Source organism: Orientia tsutsugamushi (assembly GCF_900327275.1).
Classification (GTDB): Bacteria; Pseudomonadota; Alphaproteobacteria; order Rickettsiales; family Rickettsiaceae; genus Orientia; species Orientia tsutsugamushi.
The window spans coordinates 1,494,478-1,514,060 of sequence record NZ_LS398548.1 but is presented as its reverse complement, the minus strand read 5'-3'; the positions used below and the strand labels follow the sequence as shown (position 1 = coordinate 1,514,060).

Annotated in this window: 12 protein-coding genes and 7 pseudogenes; 6 read left to right on the top strand and 13 right to left on the bottom strand. The window is 32.9% G+C overall.

The window, feature by feature from the left end:
- Window positions 1-127: 127 nt before the first annotated feature.
- The 5 genes and pseudogenes from DK405_RS14290 to DK405_RS07920 all read left to right on the top strand — a co-directional run bounded on the left by DK405_RS14290 (window position 128) and on the right by DK405_RS07920 (window position 6,321).
- Window positions 128-1,753, top strand: a pseudogene (locus DK405_RS14290) (AAA family ATPase).
- Between the two features lie 398 nt (window positions 1,754-2,151).
- The gene (locus tag DK405_RS14285) at window positions 2,152-2,988 is read left to right on the top strand and encodes a conjugal transfer protein TraA (protein WP_458693003.1); all 837 of its coding nucleotides are present in this window, start codon (window positions 2,152-2,154) and stop codon (window positions 2,986-2,988) included.
- A 266-nt stretch (window positions 2,989-3,254) separates the two neighbouring features.
- Window positions 3,255-4,025: a conjugal transfer protein TraI gene (locus tag DK405_RS07930; RefSeq protein ID WP_231967723.1), complete on the top strand. Its 771-nt coding sequence runs from the start codon at window positions 3,255-3,257 to the stop codon at window positions 4,023-4,025.
- The gene (locus tag DK405_RS07925) at window positions 4,022-5,404 is read left to right on the top strand and encodes a toprim domain-containing protein (protein WP_458693002.1); all 1,383 of its coding nucleotides are present in this window, start codon (window positions 4,022-4,024) and stop codon (window positions 5,402-5,404) included. Before DK405_RS07930 ends, DK405_RS07925 begins: the two co-directional genes overlap by 4 nt.
- The gene (locus tag DK405_RS07920; protein ID WP_064613369.1) at window positions 5,389-6,321 is read left to right on the top strand and encodes an Rpn family recombination-promoting nuclease/putative transposase; all 933 of its coding nucleotides are present in this window, start codon (window positions 5,389-5,391) and stop codon (window positions 6,319-6,321) included. Before DK405_RS07925 ends, DK405_RS07920 begins: the two co-directional genes overlap by 16 nt.
- A gap of 9 nt (window positions 6,322-6,330) precedes the next feature.
- Here the strand turns inward: DK405_RS07920 and DK405_RS15485 are convergent.
- The 10 genes and pseudogenes from DK405_RS15485 to DK405_RS07870 form a co-directional block, all read right to left on the bottom strand.
- A pseudogene (locus DK405_RS15485) lies at window positions 6,331-8,088 on the bottom strand (type IV secretion system DNA-binding domain-containing protein).
- A 112-nt stretch (window positions 8,089-8,200) separates the two neighbouring features.
- A pseudogene (locus DK405_RS07910) lies at window positions 8,201-9,295 on the bottom strand (conjugal transfer protein TraG N-terminal domain-containing protein); the annotation flags it as partial.
- On the bottom strand, window positions 9,295-9,750 hold the full coding sequence (locus DK405_RS15480) for a conjugal transfer protein TraH (RefSeq protein ID WP_331828125.1): 456 nt from the start codon (window positions 9,748-9,750) through the stop codon (window positions 9,295-9,297). The gene DK405_RS15480 and the pseudogene DK405_RS07910, both read right to left, overlap by 1 nt.
- Window positions 9,704-10,597 carry a conjugal transfer protein TraH gene (locus DK405_RS07905; RefSeq protein ID WP_331828124.1) on the bottom strand — a complete coding sequence of 298 codons (894 nt, stop codon included), beginning with the start codon at window positions 10,595-10,597 and terminating at the stop codon, window positions 9,704-9,706. Before DK405_RS07905 ends, DK405_RS15480 begins: the two co-directional genes overlap by 47 nt.
- Entirely contained in the window at window positions 10,594-11,247 is a 654-nt protein-coding gene (locus tag DK405_RS07900; RefSeq protein WP_231967717.1) for a conjugal transfer protein TraF, read from the bottom strand. The genes DK405_RS07905 and DK405_RS07900 overlap by 4 nt, the downstream gene beginning before the upstream one ends.
- An 83-nt stretch (window positions 11,248-11,330) precedes the next feature.
- A complete protein-coding gene (locus tag DK405_RS07895) occupies window positions 11,331-11,735 on the bottom strand; it encodes a hypothetical protein (protein ID WP_045912848.1) in 405 nt (134 codons plus the stop codon).
- A gap of 92 nt (window positions 11,736-11,827) precedes the next feature.
- Entirely contained in the window at window positions 11,828-13,003 is a 1,176-nt protein-coding gene (locus tag DK405_RS07890) for a hypothetical protein (RefSeq protein ID WP_125330231.1), read from the bottom strand.
- 276 nt (window positions 13,004-13,279) lie between these two features.
- Window positions 13,280-13,699: pseudogene (locus DK405_RS07880) on the bottom strand (conjugal transfer protein TraN); the annotation flags it as partial.
- Window positions 13,696-14,079 (bottom strand): TrbC family F-type conjugative pilus assembly protein, encoded by a 384-nt coding sequence (locus DK405_RS07875; protein WP_064613379.1) that lies wholly within the window; start codon window positions 14,077-14,079, stop codon window positions 13,696-13,698. The gene DK405_RS07875 and the pseudogene DK405_RS07880, both read right to left, overlap by 4 nt.
- 22 nt (window positions 14,080-14,101) lie before the next feature.
- Window positions 14,102-14,887, bottom strand: a pseudogene (locus DK405_RS07870) (TraU family protein); the annotation flags it as partial.
- Window positions 14,888-15,151: 264 nt separating this feature from the next.
- Between DK405_RS07870 and DK405_RS07865 the strand changes: the two are divergent.
- Window positions 15,152-16,198: an ankyrin repeat domain-containing protein gene (locus tag DK405_RS07865; protein ID WP_045912981.1), complete on the top strand. Its 1,047-nt coding sequence runs from the start codon at window positions 15,152-15,154 to the stop codon at window positions 16,196-16,198.
- Here DK405_RS07865 and DK405_RS07860 read toward each other — a convergent pair.
- The 3 genes and pseudogenes from DK405_RS07860 to DK405_RS13350 all read right to left on the bottom strand — a co-directional run bounded on the left by DK405_RS07860 (window position 16,148) and on the right by DK405_RS13350 (window position 19,545).
- Window positions 16,148-17,903: pseudogene (locus DK405_RS07860) on the bottom strand (TraC family protein). The gene DK405_RS07865 and the pseudogene DK405_RS07860 sit on opposite strands and share 51 nt — an antisense overlap.
- On the bottom strand, window positions 17,884-18,213 hold the full coding sequence (locus tag DK405_RS07855) for a hypothetical protein (RefSeq protein ID WP_064612672.1): 330 nt from the start codon (window positions 18,211-18,213) through the stop codon (window positions 17,884-17,886). The pseudogene DK405_RS07860 and the gene DK405_RS07855 overlap by 20 nt, the downstream one beginning before the upstream one ends.
- A pseudogene (locus DK405_RS13350) lies at window positions 18,213-19,545 on the bottom strand (TraB/VirB10 family protein). The gene DK405_RS07855 and the pseudogene DK405_RS13350 overlap by 1 nt, the downstream one beginning before the upstream one ends.
- Between the last annotated feature and the right edge of the window lie 38 nt (window positions 19,546-19,583).

Below are 19,583 nucleotides of genomic sequence, written 5' to 3'. Positions count from 1 at the left end.
GCAATACGTAAACTTGAAAGTTTACTGCTAAAAAATGAGTACTCATTAACCGATTGAATGTTAAAAAAAAAGAAGTTTATGCTAGCAAAATCAAAAAAACCATGCTAACTTAAAACTCAGGTGAGAATTGGTATTGAGATGGCTATACAGTTTGCAAGGATTGAATTTTTTACGTAGAAGTGCAGGAGGTGATAGTTGTCGTAAGGCAGCATATAATGCAAGAACTATTGTTAAAAATAAGCAGACAGGTATAAGGTATAACTTCTCTCGTAAGAAAGATAACGTATATCATACAGTGCTGATACCGGATTATGTAAATCAAAAATTCAAGAATATTCAAACATTAATGAATGAGGTGGAACGAACAGCAAAAAAAGACAACAGCCAGTTGTTGAAGGATATAGTAATAGCATTGCCAGACGAGAAGGAGCTAAATTTAGAGCATAGAATAGAACTAACTCATCAAATAGTTGATGAAATGGAATGGGTGCAAAAAGGTATTGGAGTACAGATAGACATTCATAAGCCTCAAACAGGAGATAAAAACTGGCATGTACATATATTGCTTACTATGAGAAGATTTAGAGAAGATGGAACTGGTTTAGGAGATATAGCAGTAGATTTAAACCCAAAAATCATAACAGTTAATGGCAAAAAGGTTGTTATTAAAGATCCCGAGATGATTCATGAAAGAGTAAAAGAAATAATTAATGCATATTTCGCTAAATTAGGCTTACCATATAGAGTTGACGAGATAAGCGAAGTGCCGGGAAAGCATATTGGGAATATTAAATATATTGAAATTAGGAATTTAATTAATGAAGTATTAAATGAAAATGAGTTACGTAAAGAGGCTCATTTGAAGATTATTAATGATGCTGACGTAATAACAGATTCTATAACACATTACAAATCTATTTTTACTAAGCAGGATGTTGAAAAAGCAGTAAAAGATATACCAGATCTAACAGCAAGAGAACAGTTAGTTCAGCAAGTGCTTAGTTCAAATAGAATACTAGAGTTATACCATGATGATGGTGAAAGTAGCAAATATTTTACGACAATTGAGGTTCGAAATGAGGAGACGAGAATAATCAGAATAGCTAATAAAATCAATAATCAGGTTTATTACAACGATATTTACAATCTTAAAAGTGATATCGAAGGTCTAGCAAATGTTAGTGAAGAACAGAAACAAGCTCTAAGGCATATTTTGCTTAGCACTAGTGGAGTTAGAGTCTTGAGAGGAAGAGCTGGTATAGGAAAATCTTATGTTTTAGCAAAAACGTATGAGCTTGCAACAAATCGTAGACAAAAAGTTATTGGCCTTGCTCCCACTCATAAGGCAGTATCAGAGCTGAAGAGCAAAGGTTATACATAGGTCTATACAGTAAAAGGATTTTTATATAATCGAAAAAAAATTTTTATGCAAGACAGCTTAATAGTAGTAGATGAAGCTGGAATGGTAGGTACTAAAGCTTATGCAGAGCTGTTTAGAGTAGTTAGAAACAATAATTGTCAACTGATACTTGCTGGAGATGAAAAGCAGTTAGCTTCAATAGAAAGAGGTGGAATGTTTGAGATTCTGAGTAATATTTTTGGTTCACATGTTTTAGTAAATATTCGAAGACAAAGTAAAAACTGGAGCAGAGAAGCAGCAATGGAGTTTGCTGAGAGTAATATTTTAAGCGGTATAACCTTACTGAGGCAAATAACTGCGTTAGGTTTGATAATACGTTGCAGGACTCAATGAGTAAGTTAATATACAACTGGAGTCTAAGCAAATTTAAGCTACATGAAAAATTGGTAATTACAGTACGTAATAAAGATGTCGACATTCTTAATTCAAGTATTAGGTCTTTGTTAAAAGCAAATGGTACGCTAAAAGGCACAGAATATGAGCGTTCTATTGATGGAAGGAAAAAGTCATATATGGCAGGAGATAGAATAGTATTTCAAAAAAGCTATAAGGATTTACAAATACAAAATAGTGAATTTGCAACTTTAACTTCGGTTAGTAAAAATAAATTTATAGCTAAGACAGACACAGGAAAAGAAGTGAGTTTTGATCCTAGTGAAATACAATTTAAACATGGCTATGCAAGTACTGTTTATAAGGTCCAGGGAGCTTCTATAAAAGATGTATACGTTTTGCATAATGGAGTAAGTAATATAAGCAGCTCATACGTAGCTATGACAAGGCATATAGAGAACTTAAAGTTATATTGCAATAAGGAAGCAACTAAAACCATTAACAGCTTAATAAATCAGCTCAGCAGACCAAATGAGAAATCAGCTAGCATAACTCTGAAAACTGCTCATGATTTGGAGAAAGAACGGACAAAGACAACTGTTTTTAGTAAAGTTTTTAGTAAAGTTGAAAACTGGTTTAAGTCTATAATCAATGATATCAATGATAGATCTCATGTGAATAAAGAATATTATCATTTTACCGCTAAACCAGAGCAAGAAGCTAAAGTAGAAAAAGTCCAGCAAGAGAATAGCATAAAGCAATGCACCACCAAAGATATTTCTACTCCATTGTTTATGCAAATCAAAGAACAAAGACAATATGATTATGATGTAACCATTCTGTCAGCAGAAGGAAAAACGATATCAAGTTTTCAGAAGGCTGGCATTGATAGCAGAATGGTATATAGCTCAAATGTAAATAATTTGAAGTACTATCAACCATTTCAAGGAGAAAAGATTCTTATAGCTGCAAATAATTATAAACAGAATAAAGAGTATGCAAGTACTATAAACGAGGCTGCAAAAGCATTAAAAAGCAAAGGAGCAATCACTAGCATCGTAGTTCCTTCAGAAGGTGAAGATTTTAACGAAATGCTAAAAAATAAAGGAGCCACAGCTGTTAAGGAGCTTATGATACCTGAAATCATGAAGTTAATTAATACTCAGAACGTAAAAACAGAGCCTGAACAAATTGTAAAAGCTGATATAGCTCCAAAAATTAGAATTAGACGGTAGTGCTGAAGATTTGAAATTGAATGTAAGCTATTCATTCACAGAGCAAATTACAAAATGAGCTATACATAAACAGCTCACAGTGATGTTTGTAATTCGCATTATGCCCCGCTAAGAGAATACTGAAAGCGTTTGAACTTTTGCAAGCTCTACATTTAACAGGAAAACTATTCCAATAATCACCTAGCAATAAAATTATAATTCAAACGGTAAAAATAGCAAATATTTATACCGCAAAACAATTTAGTGATGCGAAGGTGAGGTTTTATATGACTGACAAAATCAATGATTCAAATAATTTCAATAACATTCATAATTCAAAAACAGATATAGAAAATCCTAAGGCTAACAGCTTGAACCACAACGTAGCTATAAAGTTGATAAATGGTGATATTGCTGATGGTATAGTGCTACTTAGTGATAATAATAGCTTGAGAGCTGATAACACTCTGAAAGAATCAATAAACCAATTAATCAATGATTGGAAGAATAGTAAATTTGAGCTGCAGGATCGTTTGATAATTGCTGACCATAAAGAAGCTGAAAATATTAATCAAAACATCAGAAACTACATGAAGGAAAATGGTGCTCTGAAAGGTCCAGAATACAGCATTTTAATTTCAGGAGCCGAATCAAAAAAATATGCTAACTACATGGCTGGAGACCGAATTGTATTTCAAACAAACGATAAGGATTTACAAATACAAAACAGTGAATTTGCAACTCTAGTATCAATTGATGAAAATAAGTTTGTAGCTAAGACAGATACAGGAAACGAGGTAAGCTTTGATTTGAATAAAATAAGCTTTAAACATGGATATGCTACAACAGTTTGTAACCCACAAACAGCTGTCAAAAAAGATATATATGTTCTTCATAATGATGGTGTAGGCATAGAAAGTTCTAACATAAGCATGATAGGGAATGCAGAGCAAGTACGGCTGTACTACAATGTGCAAGCTACAAAAAATGTTGCTAACCTAATAGAGCAGCTTAGCACAGCTAAGACAGACTCTATCAATGCGCAGAAGTTGAAATAGTAAAAAAGTATCTTGAAAATCGTGGTATTACTTTTGACAAAAGCACTGCAAGTTCAGACTTAAAAGCAAGTATACTATTTGATACTCAAACGAGAAAAAATTATCCAGCATTGACAGCATTTGCAAGAAATGCAAAAGGAGAAATTACCGGAGTACAGGCCGTATATCTAAATTTGGCAGGAGATAAGGCGAATATTTCAATTAACAGAAGATCTTTTGGTAAAATCAGCGGATCGTTCATAACAATCGCAAAGCGAAATGCGAATGACCCTAATATAACAATTATAGCAGAAGGCGCTGAAACAGCATTGAGCTTGCAGCAATCAGGCATTAAAGGTAATATCATTGCTAGTGCAGGAATTGCGAATTTGAGAAATTATTCACCATTTCCTGGTGAAAAAATCATCATTGCAGCAGATAATGATAGCAAAAATTCTATAACTAATGATACTGTAATTAAATCCGCAAAAATGTTAGAAATGAAGGGAGCGATAACTTGTATAGTCAAACCACCAGAAAATGGTGACTTTAATAATCTGTTGCAAAGTTGTGGAGAGCAGTCAATTAGAGACATTATAGAACCTGAAATTACTAAACTGACTAAGGCAGTTGAAACAACCAAACTTACTCAAACAGAAAATAATAGTATAGCAAAACAAAATGATATTACGAATGTTAAAGAATTGTATAATAAATCTTCATCTCTATACTACTTTAAACAAGAAGAGGAAGCTAAACTGGAAGCAATAGTAGCAAACAAATTTTTAGAAAACCATACAGGAATTTATAGTGCAAAAATCTTTAACAATTCTAATTTAAGGGCAAATATGGTTTTTGATGAAGAGACTCAAAAATCCTGGCCTGCACTCACTATTTTTGTTAAAAATGAAACAGGCGAAATTACTGGAGCTAAGATATTAGTTCTGAATTCAAAAACATGTAATAAAGCTGATGTAGCTGAAAAATCTGTTGGTACAATTAGTGGCTCATTTGCTGAAATTGCTCAACAGAATTCAAAATACTCACCTGTAACAATCATTACAAAGGATATTGAAACAGCGTTAACCATTCAACAAGCTGGAGTTGAAGGAAAAATCTTATGTGCAATTGAAGCCGAAAATTTGCAAAACTATAATCCTGGCCCAAAAGAAAAGATCATTCTAGCAGTTAAAAATGACGTAAATACTGAAAAAGCAGAAAAAGTTCTGGAGGATAAGGAAGCAGTAGTCTGCACAGTCAAAAATGACTTCAATAATGTATTAAAAACTCAAGGATTATATGCTGTTAGAAATATTATCAGCCCTGAAATAAGAAAACTTAATGAAAAAATTGAATCAATACAAACTAATATACAACCAGGATTATTTCTGAAAATTTAAAACACGATGGACTATTTAAAGATTTAATGAATGATCCAAAAGCAGCTCTGGATTTTACAAATGATTTTTTACCAAATGAAGTTAAAAACATACTAGATTTAAGTACTATAAAAGTTGAACAAGAATCGTTTGTTGAAGCTAATTTACGCAGTAGTATGTGTGACGTGCTATTTTCAGTTAAAACAAAAAATAATAATGATGCATTTATATATGTACTTATCGAGGCAGAATTAAGATCTGATTATTGTATCGCGTTCAAATTATGGCAATACACATTATCAATATTAAAAAGGCATAAAAAAGGACTAAAAAAGCGTACAAAAGAACGTTGTAAATTACCAATTGTTGTACCAATAGTAGTATATCACGGATCTGAACGATTTAATGCTCCAAGAACCTTATGGGAACTGTTTGATGATCCTAAATTAGCTAAAGAGTTGATGGGTTCTGAATACTTATTAATCGATTGGCAAGCAATGCCAGATAGTGAAATAAAAAGAAAAGCAACTGCTGCACTAGTTCATTTTATGAAGTATATTCATAATCAACCGGATATAATAGAGCTATGGGCAAAATTTTTTGATACACTACAAGAAATAGCACAAAAAGATAAAGAAAATGGCTTTCTTTACATAAAAGCGTTATTGCATTATACTATAAGTAAGGTTAGTAAAGATGAGCAACCTAGGTTAAAAAAATTACTGGACGAAAATTTATCAATTGAGGATAGAAAAAGGATTATGGGAACAATTGCTGCACAATATATTGACGAAGGCAGAGCTGAAGGCAGAGCTGAAGCTGCACAAGAGCTTGCAATGAACTTATTAAAAGCTGGCTTTTTAGTTGAATTTATTTTTGAAAATACCGGATTGTCAAAAGAAGAAGTGATTAATTTAAAAAATAACATAGAGTATTAATTTTTCGAATTAATACTCTACTAACTTAAGTTTTTTGAGCAATTTATATTCACAAACAAAAGCTGTATTTAAGTTTTGTAGCTGCATAGTTAGTTTTGTGATAGGAAAGTTACCAGCAAGCTTTACATAACAAGTTAGGTCTGGTAGGTTCATAATTTCAGATGGCATAACTAAAATCTTTTTACGCTCAACATTATTCATATTTACTCCATCTCGCATAGTATTTGATCCATATGACAAGTTCTCTTGAGTTTCAATAATTTCTTGTTCACCTAGTGTTAATGCTGACTTATAAGCTGTAACCTGATCGCTAACTCGAAAAATAAATTTACTATTAAACAAATCCAGCATAGAAGCACATTCAGCAGCCCCATATATTGCTTCTAATTGATGAATGTTCTGCAATCCAGCAACAAAGCAGCCTCCATACTTTCTACTTTCAGCCAAAGCAACTGGTAAAGACGAAACTTTTTGTAGAGCTGGAAGTTCATCAAGTATAAACCACATGTTTTTGTTATCATGATTAGGATTTCTACACATCAAAGCTTTGATAGCTATGCTTATCCAAGCTGAAATAAGTGGGCATAAAGTAGCTCTTTGATTTGGGTTAGCTGTGATAAATAGCCAGCCAGTTTCATTTGAATTACTAAACCATTCTTTTATGCTAAAACTACCTCCAGGCTTTAAATATTGTAGCGAAGTAATATTCTTTCCAAGCGTAGACTGAATTCCTGCAGAAGTTTCAAGTGCGCTTTCGCTTATAATACCTGATACAGCTGTGTTTCTAAAAGCTTTTGCAAATTGTCTATTATCAGAGTAAATGATTGTATGAATTAATTTTATGATATCTTTATCATCCTTATATAGCTTCAATGCTTCAGACAAGACTAATTCAGCATTTTTAGCAAAAAAGTCATCAAGTTTAGGAGTATAATTACTAAAACTACTCGCTATATCATGAAAATCAGCTGCTTCAAAACAATCATTCCAAGGCAACCATTGCTCACTATTTTTTCAAAAGGATTAAGCAGTTTATCACATTTATGATCAAAAAATCTATCAGTAAAAGCTCCAGTAGTGTCTACAATGATTGCTCGATCTTTGTGTAATCGAATTTGTGGTAGCAGTTCGTTAAGCATATTAGTTTTACCAGTACCTGTTGTTCCAGTAATAAGAATGTGTAGCCTTTCACTATTCTTTACTAATGGCAAGTCTCCAAAACAGATTTTCGAGGCCTTTTTAGCGCTTTTTAGCATTTTAGATAGATTTCCTCCTACTCCGTACAAAATCAGCGCCTCTAATTTTGGCCTTAATAATCGTTTTTTTGCCTTGAGCTGTAAAGAAAACAATTGAAATTATCACACCAATAGCAAAAACAATTAATCCTTCTAATAATGCTGAATTGATTAGGAATTCCCATAATTGCTGTATTTTAAATCCATGTTGGCCTGTATAAAACTCATGCAAAAAGTCTTGAGCATTGAGGTGCATCCATTTTTTAAACCTTAAACTATAAAACTTAATGCCTATTTGATCGATATCATAAAAATGCTCACCAATTGCTAGCTTAAGCTGCACATATCTTTCAATTGCAAAATAATACAAGCTGCTCAGAAAAACTTTTTGATATAATCGACATATAATCCAGAATATCGATAATCCTAATCCAATTATAAAAACGTTGGTACTACCTTGCTCAAACATTCTTAACTTATGAGCAAATAACTGTGAGCCCCTAGTGAAATTTCCTTGATTCTGAAAATTTATCTATCTCAAGAGTATTTTTTCAATATCTGTAGTTTTTGCTCAAATTCTTTTGCAATAGTAGAATTGTTCAATTCTGTTAACTTTTGAATTGTTAGTTCATGTTCTGAAATAATATTAGGATTATATTTAGTAGGTAAAAGATCATTGAAACTACTACTGCAAAAAAAACAGATTGTAAAATAGGCATCATGTCAGCAGCCATTTCCCCAGCGACTAGATACGAAAATGATTTTTGAAAGAGCCCTCTGATTGCATGCATACTCACCAGATTAGGATAAATTCGTGATAATGAAAACTTCTCACGCCAGTCATCATATGACTCACGATTAGCATTAAGTAGCATAGCTTGCTTCATCCATTCATGAATATCTTGTTGCTCTCTCTGTAAATATTTTAGTGTGTCGCCAGTCATGACTTTTAGTCTTTGACTTAACATGTGTGACTGATCAGATTGAACTCCAATCGCAGCTGCAAAGTTTGTTAAAAGCCCTTCATTTAATTCTTTATGAATTGCTGCTTTAATTAATGGAGTAGCTTGCCTACATGTCTTGAAACTAATACCTAAATTACTAGGTTCGCGATAATAAATACCGAAATTATTAGGTATATTCTGCTCGATAAATCCTATGATATCATTAGTTTGTTGAGCAGCAGCTTTTTTGCCTAAGATATTACCTATGATGTAAGGCTTCATAAAGCATTGTCTAAGAAATTCCTTAGTATTAGTTAAAGTTACTGGATCATGTATTTGCACATCTCGAATCTTAGCTACAGCCTTAGCTCCAAACATAATACCAGTTTTTCTGCTTGATAGTCCTTCATAAGCCGGTAAAAGATGATTTTCCAACATTTTGGACACAAAGTAACTCGTTTGCGAGGAAAGAGAAGCAAACATTGCAATACCTATCGGAATATTATCAACTTTTACTGGTGCACTCATTGATACCTCATCCTTCAGCCAAACAGTAGATTTGGGAGCAAATAATAGCGTAAAAATAAATATCGATGGAAAAAACCATTCCATAGCAAAGATGCCGATATTTCCTCTAAAAATAGCCCTAGTAGCAGCCCATATGCAGCCAATAGTCAAGGCTAAGTGGCCTACTGGAGTGAAGTATTCGCTATTTGAAGCAAAGACTCTGCCTATGCCGTTAAACACATGCCATAACAGATCTCCACCACCAAATGTGTATATTACGTAATCCATTAACTTTTCTCCTTCGCTATTAAATGCTGCTCTATTAATCTAGCCCTTTTATCTATTCGACTTGCATCTGTTTGTAGGCTAGTCCATTTTTCATTTGCAAAAAGTTGAACTAGATTCAATTCCTTCAAATATCTTTCTAAATGTTCATTCGAAACTTGTTTAGCACCTAGTGAAGTAACGGCTCTACGTATTTCGGTGATTACTTCCTTTAAATGCTGAACTAATGTATAGCTAGCTATTAATTCTGATGAGCTATCTAAAATTGTGACTCCAGAAATATATTCTAATATGATATAATCATAAATCGGAAATATATCTCCAATCGAAGATAAAAAGGCTATTTCAGGGTTACTAAATTCAGTATTATTATCAAATTTAATTTTTAGATTCTTCAATTGTTGTTTAGCTTTACCTGCATAAGATTTCTCTGGTAATATTGTGATATTTCGTTGCAAGCTCTGAATGCAAGCAACTGACACTATCACAGCTGTAAATCGAGGCTGATTCTCCGCCTTTTAAATGACTAATCCAACTTTTTTCATCCTGAGCTAATGAGTCATAAAAGTGTACATTATTGTTTGTAACCACGATAGTGCCAGTCATAGACATGATTGAATCATGCATATTTGATGGTATTCCAACCTTTGCTGCTGCTTTAGTGAAGATGTTATAATCATCAAGCATTAACTCTGAATCCTTGTTTTGTGCTTGTCGTAGAGCTTGTTTTTGATCTAAATAATTACGACATTTTTTACCAGCGGCAAAATAATCAAACCCGCTTTGTGACTGTATATCACGGCAAACAGCTTCTCTCATAGCCCAGTTTCTTGGTAAAGCTGTAGCAAATAATGCTTTTGTTAATTCACAATCTCCTTTGGCAAATTGATTCATCTCCATTGCTAGATTACGCAAGTCCTTAAGAGCATTTTCGATCTGTGGAGCAAATGTTTTTAATCCTAATGAAAATGCATAAACTTTAGCTTGAGAACCAATATTCTTCATTAGTTGAACTAATTCTTCTCCAGAAATAACAGAGAAACTACCAAGATAGGCGTCAATACCGCTACAGCTCATGTTTAAAGATGGTGGAGTTATAGCAAATGGCTGAAAGGATGTTTGGCTTGTTCTGGCAGATAATCCGCCAGCCGCATAATATCCAGCCGCTTGATTCTGATATGATCCAGATCTAGTAACATTAACACTCATTCCTTGAAATACGTTTTCGATATTCCAAGCTAGTGATACTAGAGCTTGTAGCAAAAATAATGCTGCAATAACATAAACTCTGATTTTGATGCTCATCTAGTCTCCAATTTATGATAATATCTATCGATTGCTAGAATATTGTCGATAATTTTATTCTCAGAGATTATGCCTCTAGCTACTGAATATATTTTTTTACCATCGCTAGCTACTAGATATAATACAGGTACAATATGCTTAGGATTTAGTTTATTAAGCAACTCATTATTCTTACTGACAGCTAGCAACTGAAATGCATATTTATTAGCAAAGCCCTGAACAATAGGCATAAAGGCCTTACAGAGCAAGCAATCTTCTTTAACTTGCAGAATCAAGCCCCAGTTTTTAGCAATGTTTTTGAGTTTTAAGTCGTTTTTCTGCTCTGATTTTTCTTGATATAGCTTTCTATGTAAGCTATTAGATGGCTCATGAGCATTAATCAGTTGATAATCAAGTAGAGTAGCTAATTGCCACATAGTAGCAAACTTATGCGCCTTCTCCATGATTTGCTTCTGCAATCTTTGGGCTGTAATTACATTTTCGAGCGTTGGATTATCAAGCGCTATACGCTGAGCTCCATTAAATTGCTCCTTTAATTCCTCGATTCTATGATCATGGGCCAAATTTATCAACTTAGAAGTAGAGTCATCAGGCTCATGACCATGTTTATCATTGTACCATAAAAAACCATGTAGGCGAAGAGTTAGCAATAGCTAATTCTATCGATAAGTAATTAAGTATTGTTATTATTGGCTATTACCTTCTACTTTTTTAAATTAATGAAGTGTTTGCATTAATCCCAATCATTAAGCAAAGCTGATATACCACAGTGTTTTGATACTTCTTTTTCAAACTCTACAGATAGTTCTACTCCGCCACATTCTTCAGCAATTGCATCTACAGCATCCATTATTTTACTTACACTACCAGATGATTCCTTTTTCATTAAACATTTGAATATATCTACCTTACCTTCTACAAGACTATGTATTTGCTTGATTTTTATAGCATTATCACTAGTATCTTTTATACAGTTAATTAATTTTGTTAGAAATTTAGATTCATCGTCATTTTTTCGTAATTTTGCCTTAAGTGCATCATTTCTCTGCTTATAAATCCTTTGTTGTTCTCGAAGTAAATACTCTTTTTGGTACTGAATATAACACTGTTTTTGTTCTGTAAGTGTTTTATATCCCATTTTTCACCCCATAATTTTAGTATAATTTTTATTATAACTAAGTTAATAGATCACAGTCAATTATTTTTTAAATAAAATTTAGTATAACTCAATTATTCAAGTTTTATATCCTTATATACTGCATCACTAATGCCAATTAGTACATCTTTGTGTATTGATTCAGAACATAAATTGTGAATATTTTCCTCTCCATACCAATCAACTAATAAATTATCTATCTCTTTCGCAAAAAGAGTAATTGCCTTATTTGTAGGACTATAATCTTCTGATTTAACATTTCGAACCAAAGATAGCCATTCTTGAACAATTTTAGCCTCCTTATTAGCAAAAGTATGTATCAATGAAATTTTTCCTTTAGTAGCACGATTAGTAGCACGATTATCATAAGAGTAATAATATTTGCATAATCCATGATTTTCTAATACTTCATTTATTTTTTGAGAAAAAAGCATACTAGAAACTACAGCTCCTTCAGTAGACATTGAAAAGTAGTCCATTAGTATACAACGCAAAATAATATCATGATTATCGTTGTTGCTTTGATCATCATCATCTTCGCTATTTTGCATACTTTCTTGATTAATATTTTGATATAATAAAATATTGCTTTGTATAAATTTTTCTAGGTCATCGCTATTATTAACAAGATGATTATATAACTCAAAACACATAGGTAGAGTGATTAATGTTGTAGGATTACGCATAACTTCAACAAAAAATATATCTACAAACTTAGAAAATATTACCCACCTATCATCTGGTATATTATTTTGTGCGTTTTTAAATACATTTTTTATTTCTATTAAAAAATCTCCAAATACTAAAGATAATTGTGTTAAATCACAATTATCATATGAAGTAAAAGAAAAAGCTTTTGTTTGACGGCATAAATTTGGTTTAGATAACAAATTTGTTATAGGCATAGAACAATAACCATTAACAATAATCTCATCTTCAGTTGCAAGGTCAGAAAGATTCTTGCTCCAAATTAATGAAATACTACAACAAAAATCATCAACTACGATGCTACTATCTTGATTATTTTGCTGCATCTCTATATCTAATCGCCTTTTTTCTATCCATATAGAATGATTAACTCGTTCATTTATACATAATAATTCGCGAACTCCTTTACACTTAAAACTCTGTGCTCTTCCTCCTGTTAAAAAAATATTTTTGCTATATAAATCTTGATTTTCATCCAGATTAGATCCATGAACTAATTGAGTATAACATTTATATCCCCAATAATTTACAGCACTTAACATGATTTTTATTATCTGCATCTTTAAATATACTTATAATCACCTATACACTAAGAGTTAGCGATGGTAACTTAGTTTTTTTCGAAAGTAAAGCAATATCTAAATGAGGAAAATAAAATCATTTATAAAGAATATACTTTATGAAGCAACTCGATTTTGTTGCACACGATGAACTTTATCTTTGATGCCTGCAATAATGTCTTTGTTCATGCTGTTTTAAGCCTTAGTGAGTATATCACCAAATAGTTCATCCATATTGATTTTAATGAAATCAACTTTGTTAAAATTACTGCCTTCAGTACAACTTTGAATAATTTCAGTATTAATTTTACTTGTCTGAGTTACGAAGTTACTGCTATCAAGAGCACTTAAAGGATTAGATTCAATTCTCATTGAATTAGCTATCATATAATTTTGATCGTTGATATTATGTTGAGTTAAGGCATTGTTTTTACTGTTTTCAGCTTGAAATAACATTGCCCCACTTTCTGTACCAAGCTGATTACGGCCATGATAGGTTAAATCCTCATCATTATTAGGATAATTGACATTACTACCTTGATGAAATAATTCTTGTGTATTTGAAGAATTTCCAAGATTTACATTATAGTTTTTAGCTTCATTATAACTGCTTTGCATTGAAGCTATACAACCATTGATGTTCAATGTTATCAAAACTAGCGCTATAAGTTGCTTCATGGAGTATTCTCATTCATAATTTCTAATGCTATTGCTAAAGGAATATGGCCAGTTAATTTCTTGGTTAATCCTCTTTTTTCATCATCTATTACTATCACTGGTACAACATCAACCTTATATTTCTCAAACAAGCTAGGATCTATATCGAAGCTAATACCAAGCTCCATAGTTTTATTCTTTGTTTGTATAAATGAGTTATTAATTAACCCACGCATCACTAATTGAGCTCCAGCCTTTTGAGATTCAGCAAAATAGCTTTTTAAAGCCTCATCACTCATTGAAAATGAGACAAAAATAAAAGTTTTTTGCTGATCCAAAAAAAAAGCATTAGCATTATTAACAAATAATAAAACCATCAACATCATTACTCGTATAACCATATTCCTCTCCAAGCTTTATAAATCAAAGCAAACAGCAATCTCTTTTTCGCCAAATCAAGTAACCAAAATCTTCACCATTAACTGGAAATTCTCTACCAGCTTGCCATATAGCTTCTGTTTGACCTATGCTCTTACAGGATTTAGTTTCTGGAATCGGATAAGTCATTTGTAGTCGATACTGACTTTTCTTTATGATAGGCATAGGATACTTGCCACATAGGCCTTTATAACCATAATATCCCCATAACATCAGCTGCCTATGCATCTTAGCCATAAACTTACTTACCATTAATACAGATGTTCCAACTCCACCATTATGCGCTGCAGCAGTTCCAGTGAAAGGGTAAAGCATTCCTTGACATCCAGCACACCAAAAAGCATAATCACTTGCTAATAAACCAGCGCTACAACTCATGCAATCAGCTATACATGCTTGATAAGCAGCTACATTTTGAAACAACAACGTTTCTGGATTTAAAATCGCAGATTTAGCATCATCACTCCATAATGGATCAAACTCTGTTAAATATGCTATATCGACTGCAGCCATTTCCAGACAAATAAAATCAAGCAAAATTTCCAGCCAGTAAATCACGGGATAGACATACCAATGAATGTGGTAAAAAGCACTTCCTTCAGCCTCATCTTTCATGCCTTTTTGAGTAGCAGTTCCAAATGACAAACCTCCAAGACTTACCATACACATTGGTGACTTTGTAACGTCTACAAGGCGTACTGGCTCCCAAAATCCAACAGGAATACCAGGTACAGGCACTGGAATCCCTGGCTTAGGACAAAGGCAGCTAATTTATTTTTTGCTTTAAAAGTGATTTTGCGATGTTTTGAGGAAAGTATGATTTTGTTAATAAAAAATCATATAAAATAATTAAAAAGATATTCAATTTTAGATTGCAAATTACTTATTTAATGTGTCTTATCTTTGTAAGATATAATTAATTTCAAGGTAAAAATTGAGTAATTATTTGCTATTTTACATTTACTTACAATGCAATTCTACACAGAAGCTTTTCAAGTTTCTAATTGTTAATAAAAAAAACTAATTTAGGAGATAATGATGAATACTGCTTTACATGAAGCTGCTAAAAGTGGCAATATACAAACTGTACAATCAATTCTTCATGAGAAAGGAAATGATTTAGATTATATAAATTCACCTGATAGGATTAATACGACGGCTTTACATTATGCTATCAGAGCAGGTCACTTAGAAATTGCAAGCCTTTTATTAACTCATGGAGCTGATCCTAATGCACAAGATACATATGGTAACACTCCTTTTCATTCCGCTTTTCGTAAAGGAAGCTTACAATTTATAAAGCTTCTATTGAAGAATGGAGCTGATCCTAATATACGAAATCACCATGATGATATTCCTTTTCATTATGCAGCTCATTACTGCAACCCTGATATTATAAAACTTCTATTATTGAAGGAGGGGGGTGATCTTAATGCACTAGATATACTTGGCACAACAACTCCATTTAGAGAAGTTTTCACGATATTTATGGAAGATCAAGAGAAAAATAGAGAAGTTATGCAGTTGTTAGTTGCTGAGATTGTTAAATTAGATCACAGTGGCGTAAAGATTAGTGAAAGTACTTTAAAAGGGTTTAATTTCAATAAACAACTTATTAGTGGATCAGATCTGCTAAAGGAACTCGAACAGAAATGTCATAATGAAATAGAACAAATGAAGTCTACTCTTGATAGCGAAAGTAACTTATCTTTTTTTGATATATTTATGCTGAAAAAAGATAAAGAAGCGCTAGCAAGATTGGCTTATGATCTTGATCTTATAAAGATTAAGGGTGAGTTTTGTATGTATTCTCCCTTTATTGAAAGGGCTATTGTAGAAGTGATGACAACAAGATCTATGATGCTACAAGGAGCAGCTGAATCAATAAATGAGATATTTGAATCCAATCAGGATGCTAATCAAGAAAGTCAGACATCTTGGCTTCACTTACCACCAGAATTAAAGATGATGATATTAGAGAATCTAGGTAATAATGATTTAACAAAACTTCAACCCACTTACTTCAATGACTTAATGGAAGATAAACTTGCAGGAGCATATGCTATATATGAGGGAGAATAGCACAAGTGTCAAAGCTCTCTGCAACATCGGTTGTTGCAAATCGCTTGTTCCATACTGTGGAGCAGCCATGGTAGCTAAAATAGATGGAAAGTTAGATAAAAAATCCGATCTAGCTTCTATAGACTTTGCGCTGTCATCCTCTGGCACCTCTGAAAATGGATTAATTGATACAGGATTTTTCATGTCGAATTCTATGTATCTACCACCTAGAATCAAGCATGTACGCTTAAACGATCTTCCGTAATCAAGAACAAAAACTTTACCACCAACTCCTAGAACAGATAGCATTAATTCTTGCATGAAAACAGATTTTCCAGAGCCTGGAACTCCAGCTATACAAAGGTTAAAGTTCTCATTTGGAGCTGCTGCATTCTTATTTAATGCAGGTAATAAAGCTCCACCAAAAGGAGACCAGTACATTATTTGACCTCGTCTTCCAGCTAGCAACATACCTGGAGAACTTAAATCACCTTTCCATTCACCGATTATTGGCAATAATACTTTGCTCTCTACAGAAACAGTTTTTATGCCTCTACCTAAGCTAGAAAGAGCTACTCCAACTCCTGATGTTTTATTTTGACCAAATATACCTTTTGGGCCTTGCTCAACTAACTGCATTGGTAGCGCAGCTAGTAACACGGCTACATGATCATATTTGCATGGTACAAAATACCATCCACTGCGTCTTAACATCGAACAAAAGGCCGATGCAGATTGCTTAGCCTTTTTTGTTTTATCAAACATAATAACGTTGAAGTGAATATTAACAACTCTATCACCACTCTGTAGAGCAGCTACTACATCAGCTAAATCAGCAGTTTCTTGTTGTATGTCATGAAAAAAATTTGCCCATTCCTGCATTAATATTTCTTTCTAGTGCCTCTCTTTTGGTTATAGCAGCAGTTCTTTCCATAGCTTGATTTGGTAAAATTTGCAGACCAAAATGAATCAGGAAATTTGATTTTATATATTCATCACGACGCATTTCATTACCTAAAAACAGATCCATAGCAGATAATTTCCACTCTGCAGGCCTATTTCTTGCTTCTAGACTGATAAATATTTGATCATCATTTACATTTACACAATCATCATTCTCAAATAACGAGAAATCTCCACTTAGAATTTGTTCAGACAATATTTCATACTGGTTAATATTTGAATGTTCTTCTTCAGGCCAGCCAAATATTACTCTCAGAAACTTTAATAATTGCTGTGCATTCACATTTTCAGTGCTTAATCCAATTGACCTAAACGTATCTTTTAAAGCATCTCGTCTGCGAATCATATCATCGATATTTGCATTTAAATTAGGTATAGTAACTGAAATCAACAATACTACATCCTTTACAGAGCCTGACTTTTGAGCTTGATCACGTAAAAATTCTGTTCTTTTATTAGCTAACTCAATAAATATCTCTCCTTTACGATATGACTGCCAGTTGCTTAAAAAATTCTCTATATTATTACTACCAATCATCAAGACTTGCAGGCTACTTTCACCAGGTAAATTTTCATCGCTTTTCAGAAATTCAGCAATTTCATTTTGAGCAGAAACACTAGCTCCAACTAATGGCCATGCAAGCAATACAAAACCTATTGAACCACGATTAAAGAATAGCTGAGTCTCATCATCATATGATTCATAGACAAAGTGTTTAGAAAATCTTTCTCGATCAAAATCCTTATGTATGCTTGCGTTCACCTTGACTCTGTTTTAATTTAAATAAATTAATAAGATATTTTTTTGGTTTTTTCGGCGACTTGTTAACAACAGCTACGCTTTGAATAGCTTTAGCTTGCCTGTAGCATAGAATACAACGTCTTTTTGATTTAGTTTTGGATGTTTCAACTTTCTCAAGATTATCAATATCAAAAGCGCCTTGAGCAACCATATTCTTTATTTCGTATAAAGACTTACATTTTAGCCCTTTAGGAATTTTACAATCAAAAGTACTTTCGAAAAAGAAACTGGTTAGGCTCATACAGCACAATAGCAATAATAAAAACTTCATTATAAATAATACTCCTCTAACTTTTGTGATTGATCGAATTTATTATGCAAATTAACTTTTTCATTGTTAGTTGATTGTGAATAAGTTGAATTATGTGGCTTCTTCTTGTGCTCACGTAAGTCAAAACCTTTTTTAAATACAACATCGATGACTCTACCTGAGGCAACAACAATGACTGGGCTCATAGAATCAGCTCGTTTTATAGCAAAATCAGCTAGCTTATCAAAAGCATTGCTAGCTCCAGCGTAAGCTCCAGACTGAAGCGCATCTCCAACACTTAACTCTGATTGCGCCTGACCTGGAGTCATTATATTTAACGTTGGAGCTGTTGTCATATCAGGTTTAATAGCTTTAGCTTGCCGAAACTTAGCCATACTGCTAAATACTCCATTTAATGCAGCCATTTTTACTACTTTAGACGATTTATTCACCACTATTCCTTTAATTCCAAAACGTCCGTCTTCGCCTATCAATCAGCCTTCCACCTTTTTTTTCGATAATATCTCCTTGGTTATTGACTACTGAAAGAGTTTCGATGCGACATTTAGCTCTCTCTGAGGAAATCTCTCCATTACATGATCCAATTAAAATCGCCTTTTTGATTTGATCAGTTTTATATTTATCATAAAGAATTGCTGTATCAAGCAACTGCAGAACAATTGGTTCTGGTGATGAAGAGCTGTTTGTTCCTGTGCCTACAACGACTTCAATAAGTAGGACAGCTCTAGCAGAACTACCGCTAGTAACATAGTTCTCAACATTTTTTTTTTGCTCAGATTCAGCTCTCCTAAGATTGACAAATGATTGTACAGGAGCTTGCTCTGTTTTGTTATCATGTGGTGAATTTGAAATATGATGATTAAGATCAGCACTGAACTCATCACTATCATTATTATATAGAAGTTGCTTAGGCTGATTCTCCAATATCTCAAGTTTTTGGTTAAAATTATTAATTTGGGCTGTAGTTTCTAAATATCTGCTTTCTATTACACTTTCAAATCTATCTTTTAATGTTTTGACTTCATTAAGTATTTCTTCTGTCCATTTTGCTCTCAAATCTACAGCTTGTTCTATTCCAGAAATCGCTTCTCTTGACTCACGATTTTCAATAAAAATTATAGATTCTTTCGTTTTACCACTTTCAGATAAAAAATATGAAACAACCATTATTGTGATGCTTATAAAAGTTAAGGCAATTACTGGCTTTCTACGAATGATATTTGTTAATTCTGATAACTTGCTATTAGGCCTAACAGATTCAGCCTTTGGTTTATCATTTAGCTCTAAATCTTCTTCTTTTGTATTATTATTGTCTGAATTGTCCTGTTCCACTATTCCTCCGCTTTTTGAATGTTAATGTTTCTACCTTA

Bases quoted from the DNA above. Each gene is read 5' to 3' on its own strand.
- DK405_RS07930 (WP_231967723.1), top strand. From the start codon at position 3,255: ATGACTGACAAAATCAATGATTCAAATAATTTCAATAACATTCATAAT.
- DK405_RS07905 (WP_331828124.1), bottom strand. From the start codon at position 10,597: ATGAGCATCAAAATCAGAGTTTATGTTATTGCAGCATTATTTTTGCTA.
- DK405_RS07895 (WP_045912848.1), bottom strand. From the start codon at position 11,735: ATGGGATATAAAACACTTACAGAACAAAAACAGTGTTATATTCAGTAC.
- DK405_RS07890 (WP_125330231.1), bottom strand. From the start codon at position 13,003: ATGTTAAGTGCTGTAAATTATTGGGGATATAAATGTTATACTCAATTA.
- DK405_RS07875 (WP_064613379.1), bottom strand. From the start codon at position 14,079: ATGGTTATACGAGTAATGATGTTGATGGTTTTATTATTTGTTAATAAT.
- DK405_RS07865 (WP_045912981.1), top strand. From the start codon at position 15,152: ATGATGAATACTGCTTTACATGAAGCTGCTAAAAGTGGCAATATACAA.
- DK405_RS07855 (WP_064612672.1), bottom strand. From the start codon at position 18,213: ATGAAGTTTTTATTATTGCTATTGTGCTGTATGAGCCTAACCAGTTTC.